We start from the raw sequence: 19,062 nt of genomic DNA, 5'->3' as shown, positions 1-19,062 counted from the left end.
GTTACCCGGTTCTCGGCGCTACTGCGACCAGCGGTTGGCGATCAGGTTGAAGCCGATGTCCTTGGTGTTCTGCATGGCCTCATAGAGGCGGTAGTACGAGATGTAGCTGATCCGCCACTTTCCATCGGCGTCGCGGCGGTAGCGGTCGGTGTAGTACGAGGTCCCGGTGATGAGGACGCTGTGCGCCGGGACGATGACGACGTCGCTCATGGCCCAGCTGCCGGTAGCGGTGTCTCCGTCCACCGCGATCTCTGGATGGCTCATGGTGTGCACGCTGGTGATATCCGTGGTCAACGATGACCGCATGTAGTCGACAACACCGGTGCGCGAGGTGAACTCGAGCGGCGCGCCATGCACTGCGGTGCCATAGGTCGCCTCAACATCCTCGGTGAGTGTGTCGGCGAACTCGTCCCACAACTTGTTGTCGAGGGTGCGGGCGTAGCGGTATTTGAGTTCGGTGATCTCGTGGATGTCGACGAGGGTCTCGGGGGTCATGCTGGCCAGTCTTAGCACGCGGCGAGGCGTCGTGTGCGACATCGGCAGGGGTTAGACATGGTGTGCGGTTCCTACCAAGGTCATCTGCAAAAGCTGTGTGTGGGAGTACATTTGTCCTGTATTCGTCCACCCTTTGAAGAGGTGCCCATGAACTCATTCACCCGTTTTGTCGTGGCGCCCGCGGCCGGCGTCCTGGCAGCTGCGTTCGTCGGATTCGGAGCGGTGGCTTCGGCCGATCCGTCGCCGGCACCTCCGGTTCCGGGCGCACCCAACTCGCCGTCGCATGGATCGCTGGTCGATCAGCCGAGCAACGACGGGAATAGCGGCTGGGGCTACCTCCCCGGCGGCGCCGGGGCTCAGTGCGAGAACGCCTGGGTGGTGTGCGGTTCCGACAACAACCCACCCGAGTCCAACATCGCTCCCGGACATGACGACGACGGCGGCTGGGTCAGTGCACCCGGCGAGACCGGCTCCGACTGCGAGAACCCCGGAGTCACCTGTACCGACGTCGGCTAGGCGCGGTCAATACATCTGGCCGTAGGCCATCGACACCCAGCTGTGCTGACCGGCGGCTCCTTGCACCTTGATGGTGTGGGGGGCCGCCGGATTTGCCTTCACGGCAAGAAGCATCACGATGACTCCGGGCTTGCTGGGGTCGTCGCCGCATATGCCGCCGCCGGGTATCGGGGTGTTGTCCAGCGCGATGTTCACGGCCGGGCCGCCGGTGCAGAGGGCCGCGATGTAGGCCGCCGGACCCGACGCTGATGGTTGCGGCGCTACCGGGATGTCATAGCTGCCGGTGCCGTCCTTCGTGGCGGCGATCACGGGGTTCTGCAGGCTCCGGAAGGTATCGCGGATGCGCTTGGCCGGGTCATCAGCATCGGCCTTGGCAGTCGGCGAGAGGGAGGTGGACCGGGGGATGGTCGAGGCGGCGAAGGTCTTCGTGGTGGCCGTCGACGACGCCGTGTCCGATATGCGGGTAATACCGGACGATGTTTGGCACGCCGCGACCGCAGAAGCGCACACCATAAGCGTCAGCACACCGACAGTTGCTCGGTTCATGCGGGGAATCAAAGCATGACGGCCGCGATTCGCGGCGCCCTTGGTCGAGTTTGGACTCCGTCGTCTTGGAGCCCTGGTGTTGTCTTCCTGGTGCCCTCGGTGAGATTCGAACTCACACTGCACGGGTTTTGAATCCGTTTCCTCTGCCAGTTGGGATACGAGGGCCTGGCGTTACTGCCGTTTTGGTGTCCAGCGGCCAGTCGCGCGATCTCCAACCTTAAGGGATGGGGAACATCACTTTCACCAGGGTATCGCCGTACACACGACCACATGCGTCACAATGGTCGCCATGACCGGCCCTCAGAACACCGAACCGGCGGCGCCCGCCCGCCGTGTGCTCGTCGCCGAAGACGAAGCCCTCATCCGCCTCGACCTGGTCGAGATGCTGCACGAGGAGGGCTATGACGTGGTAGGTCAGGCCGGGGACGGCCAGGAAGCCGTCGACCTCGCCCAGGAACTCAAACCCGATCTGGTGATCATGGACGTGAAGATGCCACGTCGCGATGGCATCGATGCCGCCTCGGAGATCGCCGCCAAGCGCATCGCCCCGATTGTGATTCTCACCGCATTCAGCCAGCGCGACCTGGTGGAGAAGGCCCGCGATGCCGGCGCCATGGCCTACCTGGTGAAGCCGTTCTCCAAGACCGATCTGGTACCCGCCATCGAGGTCGCCGTGAGCCGTTTCGGCGAGCTGACCGCGCTGGAGAAGGAAGTTCAGACGCTCGCTGACAGGTTGGAGACCCGCAAGCTGGTCGAGCGCGCCAAGGGCGTTCTGCAGTCGACCCAGGGCCTGACCGAGCCAGAGGCGTTCAAATGGATCCAGCGCGCCGCGATGGACCGCCGCACCACCATGAAGCGCGTTGCCGAAGTGGTGCTGGAAACACTCGATACCGACGCGCCGAGCTGAAACTCGGGTAAGCACTGCGCGTCGCCCCGCGGTTGGCTATGTTTTCTGATCAGCGATTTTGTTACGACCTGTCAGCCCCAGCCATCCGGAGGTAATCGTGCGTGCACGCGCGAGTGTGATCATGCTGGGCGCGGTGTCCCTCGCCCTGGTCGGTTGTCACGCCGGCACTCAGTCGGACGAGTCCAATCAGACCAACCTGAAGATCTCGCCGTTGGTGCAGATCGCTCAGGATGGGACCGAGGTGCCCGCGTCGAACGTGAAATCAGCGGCCGATCCTGCCGGTGACGGAAAAGCGCAGTGCGCCAACGTTTCACTGGCGATGGCCGGTGCGCTCAACGGTCCCGATGCCGCCCTCGGGATCAATATTCTCGACGGGGCGAAACTCGCCGTCGACAAGCACAACGCCGCAAATCCCGGATGCCAGATCAAACTCCGCGAGTTCGATACCGAGGGCCTGCCGCAGAACGCGAGCAACATTGCCCCGCAAATCATCGGCGACCCCACCATCGTCGGACTGATCGGGCCGGGGTTCTCGGGGGAGACGAAGTCGACGGGCCAGATCTTCAGCGAGGCAGGTCTGGTCTCCACGACCGCCTCGGCCACGAACGTGACGCTCACCCAGCAGGGCTGGAAGACGTTCTTCCGTGGGCTTGCCAATGACGGCGTGCAAGGTCCCGCTGTCGCCAACTACCTCAAGAAAACGCTCGGGTACAAGAAGATCTGCGTCGTCGACGACAGCACCGACTACGGATCCGGGCTTGCCAACGCGGTTCGCGGGACGCTCGGGACCGACTGCAACGCCTCGGTGAAGAAGGGGGACAAGGACTTCTCCGCGGCGGTCACGCAGCTCAAGAACGCCGCACCGGACGCGGTGTTCTTCGGTGGCTACTACGCCGAGGCGGCTCCCTTGGTCCAGCAGCTGCGTAATGCCGGAGTGACCGCGACATTTGTGTCCGCGGACGGGGCAAAGGATATGGAGTTCGTCAAACAGGCCGGTGATTCCGCGAAGGACGCACTACTGTCCTGCCCGTGCGGGCCGGCTTCGGACACCTTCTCCAAGGAGTACACCGCCAAGTTCCAGCAGGAACCGGGCACCTACAGCACCGAGGGATACGACCTGGCCACCATCCTGGTCAAGGGCATCGACGCCGGAAAGACCACCCGAGCGGGGTTGCTTGATTGGGTCAGGAATTACCAGGGGCAGGGTGTGGCGCGTGAATACAAGTGGAACGAGAACGGAGAGCTAACCTCGACACTTATCTGGGTGTATAAGGTCACGTAGGACATACGAGGGGACTAGGCTCAGCCGCAAATGATTTCGGGGTGGATGGCACAAACAGATGTGCAGGCCAGCACAATTTCATTCGATCTTCACGGACTGTGGAACAGCATCGGTCAGCTGACGATCGACGGTTTGGCGTGGGGCGCCATCTATGCGTTGGTCGCGGTGGGTTACACGCTCGTCTTCGGAGTGTTGCGTCTCATCAACTTCGCGCATTCCGAGGTGTTCATGCTGGGCATGTTCGGGGCGTACTTCGCCCTGGATGTCGTGCTCGGGTTCTCGCCCGGCGGCAATGCCTATAACAAGGGCGTCTCGCTCACCGTGCTGTACCTCGGTGTCGCCATGCTCATCGCCATGGCGGTATCGGCCACCACGGCGCTGGGGTTGGAAGCGGTCGCCTACCGCCCGCTGCGTCGCCGTGGCGCACGGCCCTTGACGTTCCTCATCACCGCCATCGGGATGTCTTTCGTCATCCAGGAATTCGTGCACTTCGTGCTGCCGAAGATCCTCAAGGGTTACGGCGGCAGCAACGCGCAACAGCCAATCCGGCTGGTGACGCCCAGGCCGGTATGGACCTTCGGCCCATTTGATGTGGGCGGCCGCCACATTCCGTTCCAGGCCACGATCACCAATGTCACCTTGGTCGTCGTGGCAGCGGCCTTGGTGCTGGCCTTCATCACCGATGTCGCGATCAATCACACCAAGTTTGGGCGCGGTATTCGGGCGGTCGCACAGGACCCCACGACGGCGACGCTCATGGGTGTCTCTCGCGAACGCATCATCATGACGACCTTCATCATCGGTGGTCTGCTGGCCGGGGCCGCCGCACTGCTGTACACGCTCAAAGTTCCGCAGGGCATCATCTACTCCGGCGGATTCCTGTTGGGCATCAAGGCATTCTCTGCCGCGGTGCTCGGCGGTATCGGCAATCTGCGCGGAGCGCTGCTCGGGGGCCTGCTGCTGGGCGTGATGGAGAACTACGGGCAAGCGGTGTTCGGCACCCAGTGGCGCGATGTGGTGGCCTTCGTCCTGCTGGTGCTCGTGCTCATGTTCCGGCCCACCGGCATTCTCGGTGAGAGCTTAGGGCGGGCGAAAGCATGACCACCGCAGCACGCGCCCTGGCGCCGGGCGACTCGATACGCCGATGGTGGTCCGAGCTGGCCCGTCCGGTCCAGTGGGTGTACGGGCTCATCGGATTCGCGCTCATGGCACTGCTTCCGGTGTGGAAGATTCCGTACCTGAACACTCCCAATACCAGCTTCGGCGGGGTAATGGCCCAGTTCGCTATGGTGGCGCTCATCGCGATAGGCCTGAATGTCGTTGTGGGACAAGCTGGATTGCTCGACCTGGGGTACGTCGGTTTCTACGCCATCGGTGCGTACACGGTCGCATTGCTGACCAGTCCCGACAGTCCCTGGAATCGCATGGGGACATCGGCCTTCTTCAGCTCGAGCTGGGCCTGGTTGTCGTGTCTGCCCATCGCGGTCGCGATCGCCGCCTTCTTCGGTCTGGTGCTGGGCACCCCCACGCTGCGCCTTCGGGGTGATTACCTGGCCATTGTCACGTTGGGATTCGGCGAGATCATCCGCCTGCTCGCCGATAACCTGGAGGTCACCAACGGCCCCCGCGGTCTACACAAGATCGCCTATCCGCACGTGGGGGAGCAGTACGTCCGTGGTGGCGTCTTCTCCAGCGGCAATTCCGGTGGACACCTGAACTACGGGGTGTGGTGGTACTGGCTAGGACTCTGTCTGATCGCGGTGGTGCTGATACTGATGGGCAATCTGGAGCGCAGCCGGGTCGGCCGCTCGTGGGTGGCCATCCGGGAGGACGAGGACGCCGCCGAGATGATGGGGGTTCCCACGTTCCGGTTCAAGCTGTGGGCCTTCGTGATCGGCGCCAGCATCGGCGGACTGTCCGGCGCCCTCTACGCAGGCCAGGTGCAATACGTGGCATCGCCCACCTTCAACATCATCAACTCGATGCTGTTCCTGTGCGCCGTCGTCCTCGGTGGGCAGGGTAACAAGCTTGGCGTGATCTTCGGCGCGTTCATCATCGTCTACCTGCCCAATCGCCTTCTCGGCGTGCAGGTGCAGGGTGTCGACCTCGGCAATCTGAAGTACCTCTTTTTTGGGTTGGCGCTGGTTGTCCTGATGATCTTCCGGCCGCAGGGCCTATTCCCGGCCCACCAAAAACTGATGGCCTACTGGCGCAAGGCAACTGAGCGGATTGGCGCCAAGAAGCCCGAGCAAGCCGAGGCCACGGCATGACCGAGCACAACGAGACCAGCACAGGGGCCGCACCGGAAGTCGACGAACTCAGTGACTCCGGCACCGCGGTTGACCTCGCCGGGGAGGCCCCGGACGAGGCCGATTCCGCCGAGGCAGAAGTGCTGCTCGAGGTCAAGGAACTGACGCTCAAATTCGGTGGCCTGCAAGCCCTCGACGGGGTCAGCTTCGATATTCGGCGCGGGGAAATCCTCGGGCTGGTCGGCCCCAACGGTGCGGGCAAGACGACCTGCTTCAACGCCATCACCGGGGTATACAAGCCGACATCGGGCGCCATCGTGTTCGACGGGAAGCCACTGCGCCGGCTGCGGCGCCACCAGATCACCCGGCGTGGGATCGCCCGGACCTTCCAGAACATCCGGCTGTTCGGCGAGATGACCGCCTTGGAGAACGTCGCGGTGGGCACCGACGCCCGGCACAAGACGTCGGTGCTGGGCGCGCTGCTGCGAACCCCGCGGCATCGCCGCGAGGAGCACTACGCCGTCGATGTGGGGCTGGGGCTACTCGACTTCGTCGGCATCGCCGATGTAGCCGACGTCAAGGCCAAGGAGCTGCCGTATGGCAGCCAGCGCAGACTCGAGATAGCGCGGGCGCTGGCGACCGAACCCAAACTGCTCTGCCTGGACGAGCCGGCCGCCGGATTCACCCCCAGCGAGAAGGAATCGCTGATCGAGCTGATCCAGCGCATCCGGGACTACGGCTACACGGTGTTGCTCATCGAACACGACATGAAGCTCGTCATGGGCGTCACGGACCGCATCGTGGTGCTCGAATTCGGCAGGAAGATCGCCGACGGCCTGCCCGCCGAGGTACGAAACGATCCGGCGGTCATCGAGGCGTACCTCGGAGTGGCCGATGAGGAGTTCCACGGACCCGATCCCGGTTGGCTCGATTCGGCCGCACCCGATACCGAAAGCGAGAGGTAGATGCCTCCCGTACAGCTGAAACTCAACAACGTCGGGGTCCACTACGGTCCGATCCAGGCGGTGAGCACGCTGTCCTTCGATGTCCGGGAGGGCGAGCTGGTCACCCTGCTCGGTTCGAATGGCGCCGGTAAATCGACCACGATGCGCGCCATCTCGGGTCTGGTGCCGCTGAGTTCGGGGACGATCTTCTTCGAGGGCCAGGACATCTCGAAGATGAAGGCGCACAAGCGCGTCAAAGCAGGGATCGTGCAGGCCCCCGAAGGGCGCGGAATCTTCCCCGGCATGACCGTCGCCGAGAACCTCGAAATGGGATGTTACGGAAGAAAATTCAAGTCCAGGGCGGAGCGCCGGGAGCGTCTCGACTGGATCAACGCGTTGTTCCCGCGGCTGGCCGAGCGTCGGCACCAAGAGGGCGGCACGCTCTCCGGCGGCGAGCAGCAGATGCTCTCCATTGGACGTGCCCTGATGGCCAGGCCGAAGATCCTTCTGCTCGACGAGCCTTCCATGGGTCTGGCCCCGCTGCTGATCACGAAGATCTTCAACATCATCGAGGAGATCAACGCCTCGGGGACCACGGTGGTTCTGGTCGAGCAGAACGCACAGCAGGCACTGAGCCGTTCGGACCACGCCTATATTCTGGAGACCGGCTCGGTCGTGCGGTCCGGTGCCGGGCGAGAATTACTGCAGGACGACAGCATTCGCTCCGCCTATCTCGGCGTGGTCTGAGGTTCACCGGTTTCAGCCGGCGATCGCTGCCACGGCCAGGTCATCAGCGCCCAGACCGTCAGGACCAGTACGGTCGCGGTGACGACGTACCACGGCCATGGACCCATCAGGTCGAAAAGACTTGCGGTCGAGGGTTTCTGATTGAGAAATCCATAGTTTGACCCGACGACAGCATTGAAGGCCATGGTGAAGACAGCCCAGGCAACGTGACCATGGCGGTCATGCGATAGCTGCGCCAGGTAGGGCGCATGCCCCGCCCCCAGGTGAGATAGATGGCCGCCCACACCACGAGCAGATGTATCGACCAGAACGCCAGGAACCCCCGCCCCGGGAAGTCGGGACCTGTCAGCACGGGGGAGATCAACGCCTGGCTGCTGAGCACCAGGCCCCAGTAGTAGGTCAACGCATACGCCCAAGTGCGCTGGGACCACAGCGCATAGGCGGCGACCGCGGTCGCCAGGTCGGTCAGCCGCAGAGGCACCGAGGCCTCGATGCGCGGGGGGATACATCCCGCGATCAGTATGGCGGCATAGATGATCGCGGTCACGGCGCCGAGCACCCGCCCCAGAAGGCGGGCTGGGGTATCGGTGAGCCGACGCCCCTGCCACACCAAGAGCCCTGCGCCGAGCACGAATACGGCCAGAATCACCCAGTGCGACGGACCGTACGCGTGGAACTGTCGCACCATCGCTTGAGGCTAACGCCCCGCGATCGTAGGTGAGCGCCGCTAGCGCGCCACAATCACCGACGAGCCGTTGCCGAACAAGCCCTGGTTTGCGGTAATCCCAACCCGGGCACCCTCGACCTGCCGGTCACCGGCCTGCCCGCGCAGCTGCCAGGTCAGCTCGCACACCTGCGCGATGGCCTGCGCCGGAATGGCCTCGCCAAAACAGGCCAGACCACCGGAGGCATTCACCGGGATCCGGCCGCCGACCGTCGTGGCACCGCTGCGCAGCAGCTGCTCACCCTCACCCTTGGCGCACAGGCCCAGGTGCTCGTACCAGTCCAGCTCCAGGGCCGTCGAGAGGTCGTACACCTCGGCAAGGCTCACGTCCTCGGGGCCGATACCGGCCTCCGCGTACGCGGCGTCAACGATCTGGTCCTTGAAGACACGATCGGGCGCCGGCACCACCGCGGTGGAATCGGTTGCGATATCGGGGAGTTCGGGAAGATGCTGCGGATACTTGGGGGTGATGGTTGCGACGGCGCGCACCGAGGGCACGCCTTCGACCGAACCGAGATGCTTCTTCACGAAATCGGCGCTGGCCACGATGAGGGCCGCGGCGCCGTCGCTGGTCGCGCAGATGTCCAGTAGCCGCAGCGGATCCGACACCACCGGGCTGGCCAGCACATCCTCCACCGTGGATTCCTTGCGGAACCGCGCGTTCGGGTTGTTCAGGCCGTGCCGGGAGTTCTTGACCTTCACCTGGGCGAAATCCTCTGCGGTCGCGCCGTAGAGGTCCATCCGCCGCCGGGCCAGCATCGCGAAGTACACCGGGTTGGTGGCTCCGATGAGGTGGAAACGCTGCCAGTCCGGGTCGGCCTTGCGTTCGCCGCCTACCGGTGCGAAGAAGCCCTTGGGGGTGGTGTCGGCCCCGATGACCAGCGCCACGTCGCAGAATCCGGCCAGGATCTGAGCGCGCGCACTCTGCAACGCCTGTGAACCACTGGCGCAGGCCGCGTAGGTCGAACTGATGGGCACACCGTTCCATCCCAGCTTCTGGGCGAAGGTCGAACCGGCGATGAAGCCCGGGTAGCCGTTTCGGATGGTGTCCGCTCCGGCGACGAATTGAATTTGGCGCCAATCCAGTTCGGCGTCTTGAAGCGCGGTGCGGGCGGCCGCCACGCCGTACTCGGTGAAGTCGCGACCCCACTTGCCCCATGGGTGCATGCCCGCGCCAAGGATGTAGACGGGATCCGGGGTGCGGCTCATGCGGAAACCTTCTTCCATGCGTAGACCAGCCGCTCGACACCCTCGTCGTCGGTGTACAGCGGCTCCAGGGCGAGTTCCATCGGTTGGCCAACCTTCAGATCCGCGGCGCCGGTGCCGGCGACGACCTTGCCCAGCACGATGATGCCCTCGGCCGCCAGCTCGACCGCGGCGATCGCGTACGGCTCGTATGGATCAGAGGGCGGATACGGGGGAGGCGGTGCGTACTGGTTCTCGGTGTAGCTCCAGACCGTGCCGCGCGATGACAGCGGCACCTGATCCAGCACGTCACTGTCACAGGCCGGGTTGGGGCAGTTGTTGGCGCGCGGCGGAAACACGATGGTGGCGCACTGTGTGCACTTGCCGCCAATCAAATGCGGTTGGCCGGATTCGTCGGTATCGAACCAACCGTCGACGGCGGGGGCTTGATCTGTAGGCACCCGGTCAGATTACCCATGCTCGCGAACGAATTGAAACGTGTGTCAGTTTTGTGTCCCGCACAGCGGGATCAGGGCTGGAAGGCCGAGTCCCGCGGCACGAAATTCTCGAACGTGCTGCGCATAGTTGACATACCCCACAGGTGCTCAGCCAGTACTGCCGATTCGACCGTCGGAAACTCGCGGGCGTCCCCGGGTGTTATCGCCGCCATCTCGCTGCCGAGGATGAGGGCCCCGATGGTCAACAGCCCGACGTACACACCGTGCGGTGCCATCTCAGAATGCAAGCCCTGCAAATAATTTCGTGCCGCAGCGGCAGCCGGCCCAGGCCCGCTCATCTCCGGCATCGCTCTGGCCCCGGTACCGCCGATGGTGGCCAAGATCGTTCCGCGTTTCCGGTCAATCATCCCCGGCAGCGCGGCGGTCACCGTGCGGATCAGTGGTCGCACGAACAGCGCCCAGTAATGGTCGGCCTCGGTCGCGGTGAGATCGCGCGCCGGGGTGAATGCCACCGGCGACGAGGGGCCGTAGTAAATCGCCTCGATTGGCGGCAATGCGGTGTCGACTGCCGCGAGAAGTTCCTCGACGCGGATGTCATCGGTGAGGTCCACGGAAAACGCGGTCGCGCTCACTCCGCTTCCCGCGAGGTCTGCCACCAAGGTGTCCAGTGGTTCGCGGCGGCGGCCGACCACCGCAACGTGGAATCCTTCGCGTCCGAACCGCCGCGCCACCGCGGCTCCGGTGCCACTACCAGCACCCAGTACAAGCATTGTTCTGTCCATGACTAACCTCCAGGTCATATCATTTCTTCCGATATGTGCGTAGCACCATCATGGAGATGTTTTGGACCTCCTACAAAAGGCACACACGTGTGCGCCCGCGAACAAGGATGTGCGTAATGACCGATCTCGACATGACCTCCGCCAGTCCGGCATTGCCGAGCATCTGTGCCGGGGTAGGGCTGGTCGAAGGTGAATTCATCCGCGAGGTCCTCGACCGCGTTGGCGACAAGTGGAGCGTGCTGATCATCGCGACCCTGCACGATGGCCCGCGCCGATACACGGAGCTGCACGAGGCCATTCCGAGCATCTCGCAGCGCATGCTCACCCGCACGTTGATGCTCTTACGCCGCGACGGGCTGGTCACGCGCACCGCGTTCGCCGAGGTGCCACCCCGAGTCGAATACGCCCTGACGCCGCTGGGAATCGACCTGCACGGCATCTCCGCCGCGTTGGTGCTCTGGGCACGCACCCATCACGTGCAGATCCGTGGTCACAGAGCTGTGTTCGACGCCGCGCTGGACAACGCATCGGGGTCGTAGGCGCTGTCGCACCCGTTGCTTAGGGTAGGAGGGTGACTGCGTCTGCAACGAAGACCGGAACCAAACAGCCGACCCTCCTGCTGCTCGACGGTAACTCGCTGGCGTTCCGCGCGTTTTATGCACTCCCGGCCGAGAACTTCAAGACGCAGTCCGGCCTGACCACGAACGCGGTCTATGGGTTCACCTCGATGTTGATCAACCTGCTGCGCGATGAGGCGCCCACACATGTGGCAGCCGCCTTCGACGTTTCCCGCAAGACGTTCCGCTCGGAGCGGTATCCCGAGTACAAAGCCACCCGCTCGGCCACACCCGATGAATTCCGCGGACAGATCGACATCACGAAGGAAGTCCTGCAGGCACTCGGCATCACCGTGCTCGCCGAGGAGGGCTTCGAGGCAGACGACATCATCGCCACCCTGGCCACGCAGGGACAGGCCGAGGGTTTCAAGGTCTATGTGGTCACTGGTGACCGCGACTCGCTGCAGCTGGTCAACGAGGACGTGACGGTGCTGTATCCACGCAAGGGCGTCAGCGACCTCACCCGGTTCACGCCGGAGGCGGTGGTCGAGAAGTACGGCCTGACGCCCACCCAGTACCCGGATTTCGCGGCACTGCGGGGCGACCCGAGCGATAACCTGCCCGGGATTCCCGGTGTCGGCGAGAAGACCGCTTCCAAGTGGATCCTCGAGTACGGCTCGTTGCAGGAATTGATCGACAAGGCCGACACCGTGCGCGGAAAGGTCGGCGACTCACTGCGCGCAAACCTGGCCTCGGTGGTCCTGAACCGCGAGCTCACCGATCTGGTTCGGACGGTGCCGCTTCCGTATGTGCCTGCTCAACTGGCGCTGGCCCCCTGGGATCGTGATCAGATCCACCGGCTCTTCGACGATCTCGAGTTCCGGGTACTGCGTGACAGGCTGTTCGAGACCCTGGAGGCTGTCGAGCCCGAGGTAGACGAGGGATTCCAGCTGGTGGGCCAGGCACTCGAGCCGGGAACTGTCACCGACTGGCTGGCCACCCACACCTCCGATGGTCGCCGTAGCGGACTAGCCATCGTCGGGGCGTACACGCCCTATGACGGCGATGCCATGGCGGTGGCCGTCGCGTCGGCCGACGGCGATGGTGCGTACATCGACACCACCACGGTCACGCCAGAGGACGAAGCAGCTCTGGCCGCGTGGCTTGCCGACGAAGCTCGCCCCAAGGCTCTACACGAAGCGAAACAAGCCATGCACGCACTGGCTGGGCGTGGGTGGCAGCTCAACGGTGTCACCTCCGACACCGCTCTCGCGGCCTACCTGGTGCGCCCGGGGCAACGCAGCTTTGCACTCGACGACCTGTCGTTGCGGTATCTGCGCCGCGAGCTACGCGCCGAAGACGATGGAGAGCAACAGCTTTCGCTACTCGATGACGACGGCGCCGGTGATGCCAAGGCTGCTCAGGCCCAGATGCTGCGTGCCCGTGCCGTCATCGACCTCGCCGATGCACTCGACGTCGAACTCGAACGTATCGAGTCGTCGGGTCTGCTGGCCGACATGGAGCTGCCGGTCCAGCGGGTGCTTGCGGGATTGGAATCCGTTGGTATCGCCGTCGACATCGACCACCTGACCTCGCTGCAGAACCAGTTCGCCACCGGTATCCGTGAGGCAGCCGATGCCGCCTACGCGGTGATCGGTAAGCAGATCAACCTGGGCTCTCCGAAACAGCTGCAGGTTGTGTTGTTCGACGAGCTCGGCATGCCCAAGACCAAGAAGACCAAGACCGGCTACACCACCGATGCCGATGCCCTGCAAACGCTTTTCGACAAGACCGGACATCCGTTCCTTGAGCATCTGCTCACACACCGCGACGTCACCAGGCTGAAGGTCACCGTCGATGGGCTGCTGAAATCCGTTGCCGCCGATGGGCGTATCCATACCACCTTCAACCAGACGATCGCGGCCACCGGTCGGTTGTCGTCCACCGAGCCGAACCTGCAGAACATCCCGGTGCGCACCGAGGCCGGTCGTGAGATCCGGGACGGATTTGTGGTGGGCTCGGGCTACTCCGAGTTGATGACGGTGGATTACAGCCAGATCGAGATGCGCATCATGGCGCATCTGTCGGCCGACGAAGGCCTAATCGAAGCGTTCAACACGGGCGAGGACCTGCACTCGTTTGTGGCTGCCCGCGCATTCGGGGTGCCGATCGACGAGGTCACCGGCGAGCTGCGCCGGCGGGTCAAGGCGATGTCCTACGGCCTGGCCTACGGATTGTCGGCCTATGGACTTGCCACCCAGCTCAAGATCTCTAACGATGAGGCAAAAGAGCAGATGGACCAGTACTTTTCGCGATTCGGCGGCGTTCGCGAATACCTGCACGCCGTGGTGGATCAGGCGCGCAAGGACGGATACACCTCGACAGTGCTCGGCCGACGCCGCTACCTGCCCGACTTGGACAGCGGCGATCGTCTGCGGCGCGAGGCGGCCGAACGCGCGGCTCTCAACGCACCGATCCAGGGGAGCGCCGCCGACATCATCAAGGTCGCGATGATCACCACCGACAATGCTTTGCGCGACAAAGGCTTACAGTCACGCATGCTGCTTCAGGTGCATGACGAGCTGCTGTTCGAGGTGGCCGACGGCGAGCGGGAGACGCTGGAAGCATTGGTTCGCGAAACCATGGGTTCGGCATATCCGCTGGATGTGCCACTGGAGGTTTCGGTGGGGTACGGGCGCAGTTGGGATGCCGCGGCCCACTAGTTCGTCAGACCAGCAGTCGGTTAAGAGTGCGGAGACCGATCTTGCTTACGGTGGGATTGCTCCTTTCGTAGTACCAGATCAGTCCCATCGCCTGTTGGAATGCCCACGCACGACCGCGCTGCCATTGCGGTTCATCCACGTGTAGATGTTCTCGGAACACTCTGCGAGGACCCGCATTCAGAAGGTGCCAGGCACACACCAAGTCCAGTGCCGGATCAGCAGGCCCGAGGCCACCGACATCAAGTACACCCGCCAGGCGTAAGCCGCTGGACACCAGTAGGTTTCCCGGCATCAGGTCACAGTGGCTTGTGACATCGGATTCCGGTCCGCGCGGCAGCTGTCGCATTCGGGCCCACATTCGGCGCAGTGGGGGTACATCGACCAATCCTTCGCTGCGCTCGAAACATGTTTGCATCCAGGCATCGTGGCTGGCCAGCTCGCCACCTCGGCCCGCGCCACCGAATGTTCTGCCTTCGACAGAGATGGCACGAACGTCCGCAACAAGCGCAGCGAGATCCTGCGCGAAGCCCACTGAGTCGCCGGGGTCGCGGTCGGTGGCCGCCACGCCCGGCAGCCATGTTTGCACCGACCAGGGCAACCGGTAGCCTGCGCCTGGTCTTCCGATTGCCACCGGCTGAGGTGATGCAAACCGTAGGCGCCCCATGAGTTTTCTCGCAGCGGCAGACTCAGCCTCCAGTTGCTTCAAAACTATCCGGGAGTCAACGCCTTCTAGCGGGAAGCGCAATACGAGACAGTCGCCGAGCCGAAAGATTCCATTGACCGTTCCGTGCCCGTCGACAGCCGTGATGGGAAAGTGGCGCCATTCAGGAAATTGGTCATCGACCAGGGCACGCGCCACGGGAATGGTGATATCCAGCTGGCGGGGATGCATGTCCACGGACTAAAAGCATTCGCGGGGATATACCTGGCATGCAAGCCAATTACCAGCCCAACCATTACTGCGTCAGGCCACGGCTCGCTAACCAGCCAGGCACCGTCATGGTGCTCGTTACCTCGTCCAGATCCAGCACCACGCGGGTCTGATCGTTGATCAGCTGCACGGCGCGCTCGCAGACGGCAATGGACTCGCTACGCACAGCGGCATGGATTGCGTCGTTGATGTCCGAAGGCAGATCTGCCGAATCGTGCGTGAGGCGTGCGGCCGTACGTGCGGCGCGGGCGCTGATTTCGCGCAATGTGCTCCCGGCGTGGCGGCGGATCGTCTCCACGGTGGTGATGGCGCGGGCGAGCGCGAGGTATTTCTCGCGGGTGTCGGTCTCGGGGGCATCAGGCTGGCCAAGTCGATTCGTGGCCTCACGAAGCCTGTCGGAATCGTCGACGGCCTCGAAAGCGAGATAGAAGCCCGCGACGGCACGGCCGATGGGTGTCGAGATGTCGACTGCGGGGGAGGACGGCCGTGGTGGGCGCTGACGCGGAGCGGACTCCGATAACGGCGAGTCGACGGGCGACGGCAGGCCGCACCGTGGGACATCCATCTGTCCATACTGCCCGAAAAATAGACGATGTGTGCAGAAGTTGACAAGGGAAAGATCACTCAGGACGCGGATGTCAGCGTTGCCCGAACCGCTCCCGCAGCTGTGGGTCGTTCTCCCACCATAGCGTCGAGGGGCCCTGGTCCTGTGCCGCCGAGTCGCCCAGATCGGTGGTAGCCTGGTCGGCTTGGTCGAGTTCCTCGTCGATCCTGGCTGCCTGCGCTTTGTCGTCGGCCGATAGTGCACGCATAAGCAGCAGGAGAAAAGGAAGCCCAAGGACGTCGCCGAGGATCCAGAGAATCCCGGCACCATAGGTCTGATCGGTTCGCATATCCGGTCCCCAAGAGCGGTGCAACGCCAGGTAATAGGCCGATGCCACGAGCGGACCCTGCCACAGCACCAAACCCAGTATTCCGTCGCCGATCGTCTCGGCCACGCTGATCAGCAGTGAGATCAGCTGCGGGTACCTGCGGGGTACCTGGTCAACCTGAAGGCGCGCGTAGAAGTACGCAAACCCTATGAACACCAACACTGTTCTTGTCGCTGCACCGAGCGCGCCGACTGTGAGGGAGGCCGTGTACCAGGGCGTGAGATAGAGCAACCATGGGGTGACCAGCATCGCCAGAGATGTGGTGAGCGGGTGAGTGAGCACGCGCGCGGACATCGACGACACTGCGCTATCGAATCTGTCCAGCATGCGCGGATGCAGTGCGCTGCGCACAACAGTGACCGGCCGCCCCAGGGCCAAGAAGAACGGGACAACCAGCAGTAGCAAGACAACCTGCAGTGCACGCATCCAGAACAGGGCCTGCGCATAGACACCGATGACGCTCATGCATGCCAGCGCCCAGCAACCGATTCCGACGAAAAAGCAGCTCGCCGAGGCGGCACTGATGGTCACCTGACGGCGCCGCGCACGAGCCAGCGCCCAGCTATAACTCGCGCCGAGCAAGACAGTGCACACGGCCGCGGCCGCATCGAAATGCCATGCACACCAGAGCATCGTCCAGGTGAGTGGCTCGGAGGGTGCAAACATCTCAGGCGATGCCCCGGGGAGCGTGGGAGGTCGCGCTGGCACGGTGAAGTGCGGCGGCCGCGATGATCACGACAGCTGTCGCCAGCACGACCCCCGCCAAAACATCGACCATCCAATGATCTCCGAGATAGAGACGACTACCGGCCACCGACAGCACCGCAGCGATCGTCCCCAACAGCGCCGCATGCCGTCGCCAATCGCGGTACCGGTAGGCGACGACCACAGTCAATATCCCGGCGAGAGCGGTCGTGCCCGTAACGTGCCCGGAGGGAAAGGACCAGCCGCTTTCGGCAACCAGCTGAGCATCTCCGGGCGGACGATGCTCTCCAACAGTCCATTTCGCCACCGCAGCAAGGAGGAATGCGGCCCCGACCGCGACGGCGACGGTGGCAGCGGTTCTCACCGAGCGTGTGAAACGCCAGATCACCAGTGCCGCGATGACTGTCGCGATAGACACCGCCGTCGGGCTACCGAGGTGGGTGACCACGATCGCCACCGCGGTGAGCCAACCATGCCGATGAATCTCCAACCAGCCCAACGCGTGGTGATCGACAGCGGTGCCCGAGCCGTAATGGTGCGCTGTTGCAGCCAATGTCGCGAAGACCACGAACAGAGCTGCGGCGAGAACCGCAGCGATCCGTGTGCTCGTTGTTTCGGGGCGAAGATTTCTCACGCTGAAAGCCATCGCATCCTTCTCGTCGATTCCGGGACCGACGAATGAGGCTAGATCTCACACCTGAGAATCAGCTGGCAGCACTCAGCCGAGTGCCATCGCGTTCAGCCCCTCGGTGCGTGTTGTCTTTCCGACGTAACCCAGTTCGCGGCGTGCGGCCGAATCGTCGGTCGTGAATTCGCGTCCAATCAATCGCACCATCGTGCGTGTCAGCGGCGGATCGCCCTTGTCTGAGCGCAAAGTCGCGACGGCCTCCAGAACACGTCCGAGGGTAAAGGCCACCCGGTAGGGGATGGATCGCAGGCCATCGATCGAAACGCCTGACGCCGCAGCATGACCGGCCACGAACTCGTGGAAGGTGACGGGTTCACGATCGTTGATGAAGTAGGGACGACCGCCGGTGCCGCGTTCGAGCGCGCACTGGACCGCCTCGACGACGTTATCGACGTGGATCGTGGACACCGGGTACTCGCCGCGCGCGATAAATGCGAATTGTCCGGACTCCACGGCCGCGGGAAGCTGCTTGCTGAACGGACCGCCAGGACCCCAAACACCGGGTGGACGAAGCGCGAGGGTGCGGAACCCGGGCCGGTTCGCAGCGAGGACTGCCGCCTCGCCCTGAGATTTGCTTGCGATGTACCCGGAGAAGCTATTCGGGTAGGTGGGCGCCGTCTCATCAACGTTGCGCAGGGGTGTCCCACGATCGTCCATGACCAGCGCAGCGGCACTGATGTAGACAAATGTGTTAGCGCCAGCCTTTTGAGCTGCTGCCAGAAGCGCCTCGGTGCCAACGACATTCGCCTGGAAGTAGGGGGCACGCGGGCCCGCGAACCGGAAGTGCGCAGCGGCGTGGATCACCGCGTCGACGCTCGGAAGCGAGAGTTTCTCGGGGCTTTCCAGATCTCCTTCAACCGGTGTGGCACCGAGTGCGCGCACCGTGTCGATGGACGACGCCGACCGCGCCAGCGCGAACACCTCGTGCCCGTCGCCGACGAGCGTGGGAATCAGGCGCGCACCGAGGAACCCGGAGCCGCCGGTAACAAATATCTTCATGTCTGCTTGTCACTTTCGTTGGGTGCGTAAATGGATTGGATGGCGCGGTCGCGCAGGGCATTGATCACGATCGGATCAGGTTGCCGTTCGGTGTCCAGCAGGTACAGCGATGACGCGGCATGCGCAGAGGCCCAGATGAGGTCCGCGGCCGCCTGCACATCCATGGCAAGTCGGCGGTTGGCAGCGACGGCTTCAAGACGTTCGATCAGAAGGCCACGTGCCGCATCTGCGGCCGGAATGCTGGCTCCCTGCAGGACGCGGACCAGCATTGCGGCATACAGACGTGGACGTTCGGCGGCGAAGCGGACGTAGTTATCCCATCCCTGCCCAAGCGCTACCAGGGGATCGGGCGAGAAGGTCTCCGCCTTCTTACCCGCGAGGAACTGCGCAAACGCTTCAGTGATCGCGGCGCTGAGCAGGCCGTCCGCATTGCCGAAGTGGTGATAGAGAGTTGGGGCGGTGACGCCGGCCATCGCACACACTGCGCGCGTCGAGAAGCCTGCCTCTCCGCGGTGCTCCAGAACCTCCAAAGCAGAGGCCAATAGCGTTGCCCGTGCGTCCATGATTTTCACTATAGCGCTGCTATAGCTTTGTCTATAGCAGCGCTATAGTGATCTACGCCACGCGCCGACTCGCGACCCGCCCGACAGGGTTGCAACTCTACCCTTCCGTGAGGGTAGAGTTACGGACAA

Annotated in this window: 20 protein-coding genes, 1 tRNA gene and 1 pseudogene; 9 read left to right on the top strand and 13 right to left on the bottom strand. The window is 63.7% G+C overall.

What is annotated here, in order from left to right; all coding sequences use genetic code 11:
* Positions 1 to 18: 18 nt before the first annotated feature.
* On the bottom strand, positions 19 to 495 hold the full coding sequence (locus BB28_RS12765; protein WP_046253741.1) for a nuclear transport factor 2 family protein: 477 nt from the start codon (positions 493 to 495) through the stop codon (positions 19 to 21).
* Positions 496 to 642: 147 nt separating this feature from the next.
* Between BB28_RS12765 and BB28_RS12760 the strand changes: the two genes are divergently transcribed.
* A complete protein-coding gene (locus BB28_RS12760; protein ID WP_030097754.1) occupies positions 643 to 1,011 on the top strand; it encodes a hypothetical protein in 369 nt (122 codons plus the stop codon).
* 6 nt (positions 1,012 to 1,017) lie between these two features.
* Here BB28_RS12760 and BB28_RS12755 read toward each other — a convergent pair whose 3' ends face one another.
* Together BB28_RS12755 and BB28_RS12750 are read right to left on the bottom strand one after the other, a co-directional pair.
* Positions 1,018 to 1,557, bottom strand: a complete 540-nt coding sequence (locus BB28_RS12755) for a hypothetical protein (RefSeq protein ID WP_046253740.1) — start codon at positions 1,555 to 1,557, stop codon at positions 1,018 to 1,020.
* 88 nt (positions 1,558 to 1,645) lie between these two features.
* Positions 1,646 to 1,722 (bottom strand) — tRNA-Leu (locus tag BB28_RS12750).
* 124 nt (positions 1,723 to 1,846) lie between these two features.
* On the opposite strand from BB28_RS12750, the gene BB28_RS12745 reads away from it, so the two are divergent.
* The 6 genes from BB28_RS12745 (at position 1,847) to BB28_RS25550 (ending at position 7,686) form a co-directional block, all read left to right on the top strand.
* Positions 1,847 to 2,464, top strand: coding sequence for an ANTAR domain-containing response regulator (locus BB28_RS12745; protein WP_046255793.1), 618 nt, complete (start codon positions 1,847 to 1,849; stop codon positions 2,462 to 2,464).
* Positions 2,465 to 2,561: 97 nt separating this feature from the next.
* Entirely contained in the window at positions 2,562 to 3,746 is a 1,185-nt protein-coding gene (locus tag BB28_RS12740; protein WP_101312502.1) for a branched-chain amino acid ABC transporter substrate-binding protein, read from the top strand.
* Between the two features lie 30 nt (positions 3,747 to 3,776).
* Positions 3,777 to 4,847 carry a branched-chain amino acid ABC transporter permease gene (locus BB28_RS12735; protein ID WP_030097758.1) on the top strand — a complete coding sequence of 357 codons (1,071 nt, stop codon included), beginning with the start codon at positions 3,777 to 3,779 and terminating at the stop codon, positions 4,845 to 4,847.
* Positions 4,844 to 6,016 (top strand): branched-chain amino acid ABC transporter permease, encoded by a 1,173-nt coding sequence (locus BB28_RS12730; RefSeq protein ID WP_046253739.1) that lies wholly within the window; start codon positions 4,844 to 4,846, stop codon positions 6,014 to 6,016. The genes BB28_RS12735 and BB28_RS12730 overlap by 4 nt, the downstream gene beginning before the upstream one ends.
* Positions 6,013 to 6,960, top strand: coding sequence for an ABC transporter ATP-binding protein (locus BB28_RS25555; protein WP_046253738.1), 948 nt, complete (start codon positions 6,013 to 6,015; stop codon positions 6,958 to 6,960). Before BB28_RS12730 ends, BB28_RS25555 begins: the two co-directional genes overlap by 4 nt.
* Positions 6,961 to 7,686: an ABC transporter ATP-binding protein gene (locus tag BB28_RS25550; protein WP_030097761.1), complete on the top strand. Its 726-nt coding sequence runs from the start codon at positions 6,961 to 6,963 to the stop codon at positions 7,684 to 7,686. It begins immediately after the preceding gene.
* On the opposite strand, the pseudogene BB28_RS12715 reads toward BB28_RS25550, so the two are convergent.
* From BB28_RS12715 to BB28_RS12700, 4 genes and pseudogenes are all read right to left on the bottom strand, one after another.
* A pseudogene (locus tag BB28_RS12715) lies at positions 7,668 to 8,374 on the bottom strand (YwaF family protein). The gene BB28_RS25550 and the pseudogene BB28_RS12715 overlap by 19 nt on opposite strands.
* 39 nt (positions 8,375 to 8,413) lie before the next feature.
* Complete coding sequence (locus BB28_RS12710; protein WP_046253737.1) at positions 8,414 to 9,619, bottom strand: lipid-transfer protein; 1,206 nt, start codon at positions 9,617 to 9,619, stop codon at positions 8,414 to 8,416.
* The gene (locus tag BB28_RS12705; RefSeq protein ID WP_030097764.1) at positions 9,616 to 10,056 is read right to left on the bottom strand and encodes a Zn-ribbon domain-containing OB-fold protein; all 441 of its coding nucleotides are present in this window, start codon (positions 10,054 to 10,056) and stop codon (positions 9,616 to 9,618) included. The genes BB28_RS12710 and BB28_RS12705 overlap by 4 nt, the downstream gene beginning before the upstream one ends.
* A gap of 68 nt (positions 10,057 to 10,124) precedes the next feature.
* On the bottom strand, positions 10,125 to 10,835 hold the full coding sequence (locus tag BB28_RS12700) for an SDR family NAD(P)-dependent oxidoreductase (protein WP_046253736.1): 711 nt from the start codon (positions 10,833 to 10,835) through the stop codon (positions 10,125 to 10,127).
* A gap of 131 nt (positions 10,836 to 10,966) precedes the next feature.
* Here BB28_RS12700 and BB28_RS12695 point away from each other — a divergent pair, with 131 nt between their 5' ends.
* Both BB28_RS12695 and polA read left to right on the top strand, forming a co-directional pair.
* On the top strand, positions 10,967 to 11,374 hold the full coding sequence (locus tag BB28_RS12695; protein WP_201257838.1) for a winged helix-turn-helix transcriptional regulator: 408 nt from the start codon (positions 10,967 to 10,969) through the stop codon (positions 11,372 to 11,374).
* 32 nt (positions 11,375 to 11,406) lie between these two features.
* Complete coding sequence (gene polA / locus BB28_RS12690; RefSeq protein ID WP_046253734.1) at positions 11,407 to 14,115, top strand: DNA polymerase I; 2,709 nt, start codon at positions 11,407 to 11,409, stop codon at positions 14,113 to 14,115.
* Between the two features lie 4 nt (positions 14,116 to 14,119).
* Here polA and BB28_RS12685 read toward each other — a convergent pair whose 3' ends face one another.
* The 6 genes from BB28_RS12685 to BB28_RS12660 form a co-directional block, all read right to left on the bottom strand.
* Positions 14,120 to 15,007, bottom strand: coding sequence for an aminoglycoside phosphotransferase family protein (locus BB28_RS12685; RefSeq protein ID WP_046253733.1), 888 nt, complete (start codon positions 15,005 to 15,007; stop codon positions 14,120 to 14,122).
* Between the two features lie 64 nt (positions 15,008 to 15,071).
* Positions 15,072 to 15,611: a hypothetical protein gene (locus tag BB28_RS12680; RefSeq protein WP_109550674.1), complete on the bottom strand. Its 540-nt coding sequence runs from the start codon at positions 15,609 to 15,611 to the stop codon at positions 15,072 to 15,074.
* A gap of 73 nt (positions 15,612 to 15,684) precedes the next feature.
* The gene (locus BB28_RS12675) at positions 15,685 to 16,644 is read right to left on the bottom strand and encodes a cytochrome c oxidase assembly protein (protein WP_046253732.1); all 960 of its coding nucleotides are present in this window, start codon (positions 16,642 to 16,644) and stop codon (positions 15,685 to 15,687) included.
* A 1-nt stretch (position 16,645) separates the two neighbouring features.
* Entirely contained in the window at positions 16,646 to 17,329 is a 684-nt protein-coding gene (locus BB28_RS12670) for a phosphatase PAP2 family protein (RefSeq protein ID WP_052740226.1), read from the bottom strand.
* A gap of 72 nt (positions 17,330 to 17,401) precedes the next feature.
* Positions 17,402 to 18,370, bottom strand: a complete 969-nt coding sequence (locus BB28_RS12665) for an NAD-dependent epimerase/dehydratase family protein (RefSeq protein WP_046253731.1) — start codon at positions 18,368 to 18,370, stop codon at positions 17,402 to 17,404.
* Positions 18,367 to 18,933, bottom strand: a complete 567-nt coding sequence (locus tag BB28_RS12660; RefSeq protein WP_046253730.1) for a TetR/AcrR family transcriptional regulator — start codon at positions 18,931 to 18,933, stop codon at positions 18,367 to 18,369. The genes BB28_RS12665 and BB28_RS12660 overlap by 4 nt, the downstream gene beginning before the upstream one ends.
* Positions 18,934 to 19,062 lie beyond the last annotated feature (129 nt).

It is taken from the genome of Mycobacteroides chelonae CCUG 47445 (assembly GCF_001632805.1).
Classification (GTDB): Bacteria; Actinomycetota; Actinomycetes; order Mycobacteriales; family Mycobacteriaceae; genus Mycobacterium; species Mycobacterium chelonae.
Note: the sequence above shows the minus strand (reverse complement) of the source record. Positions and strands in the feature narration are given on the sequence as shown.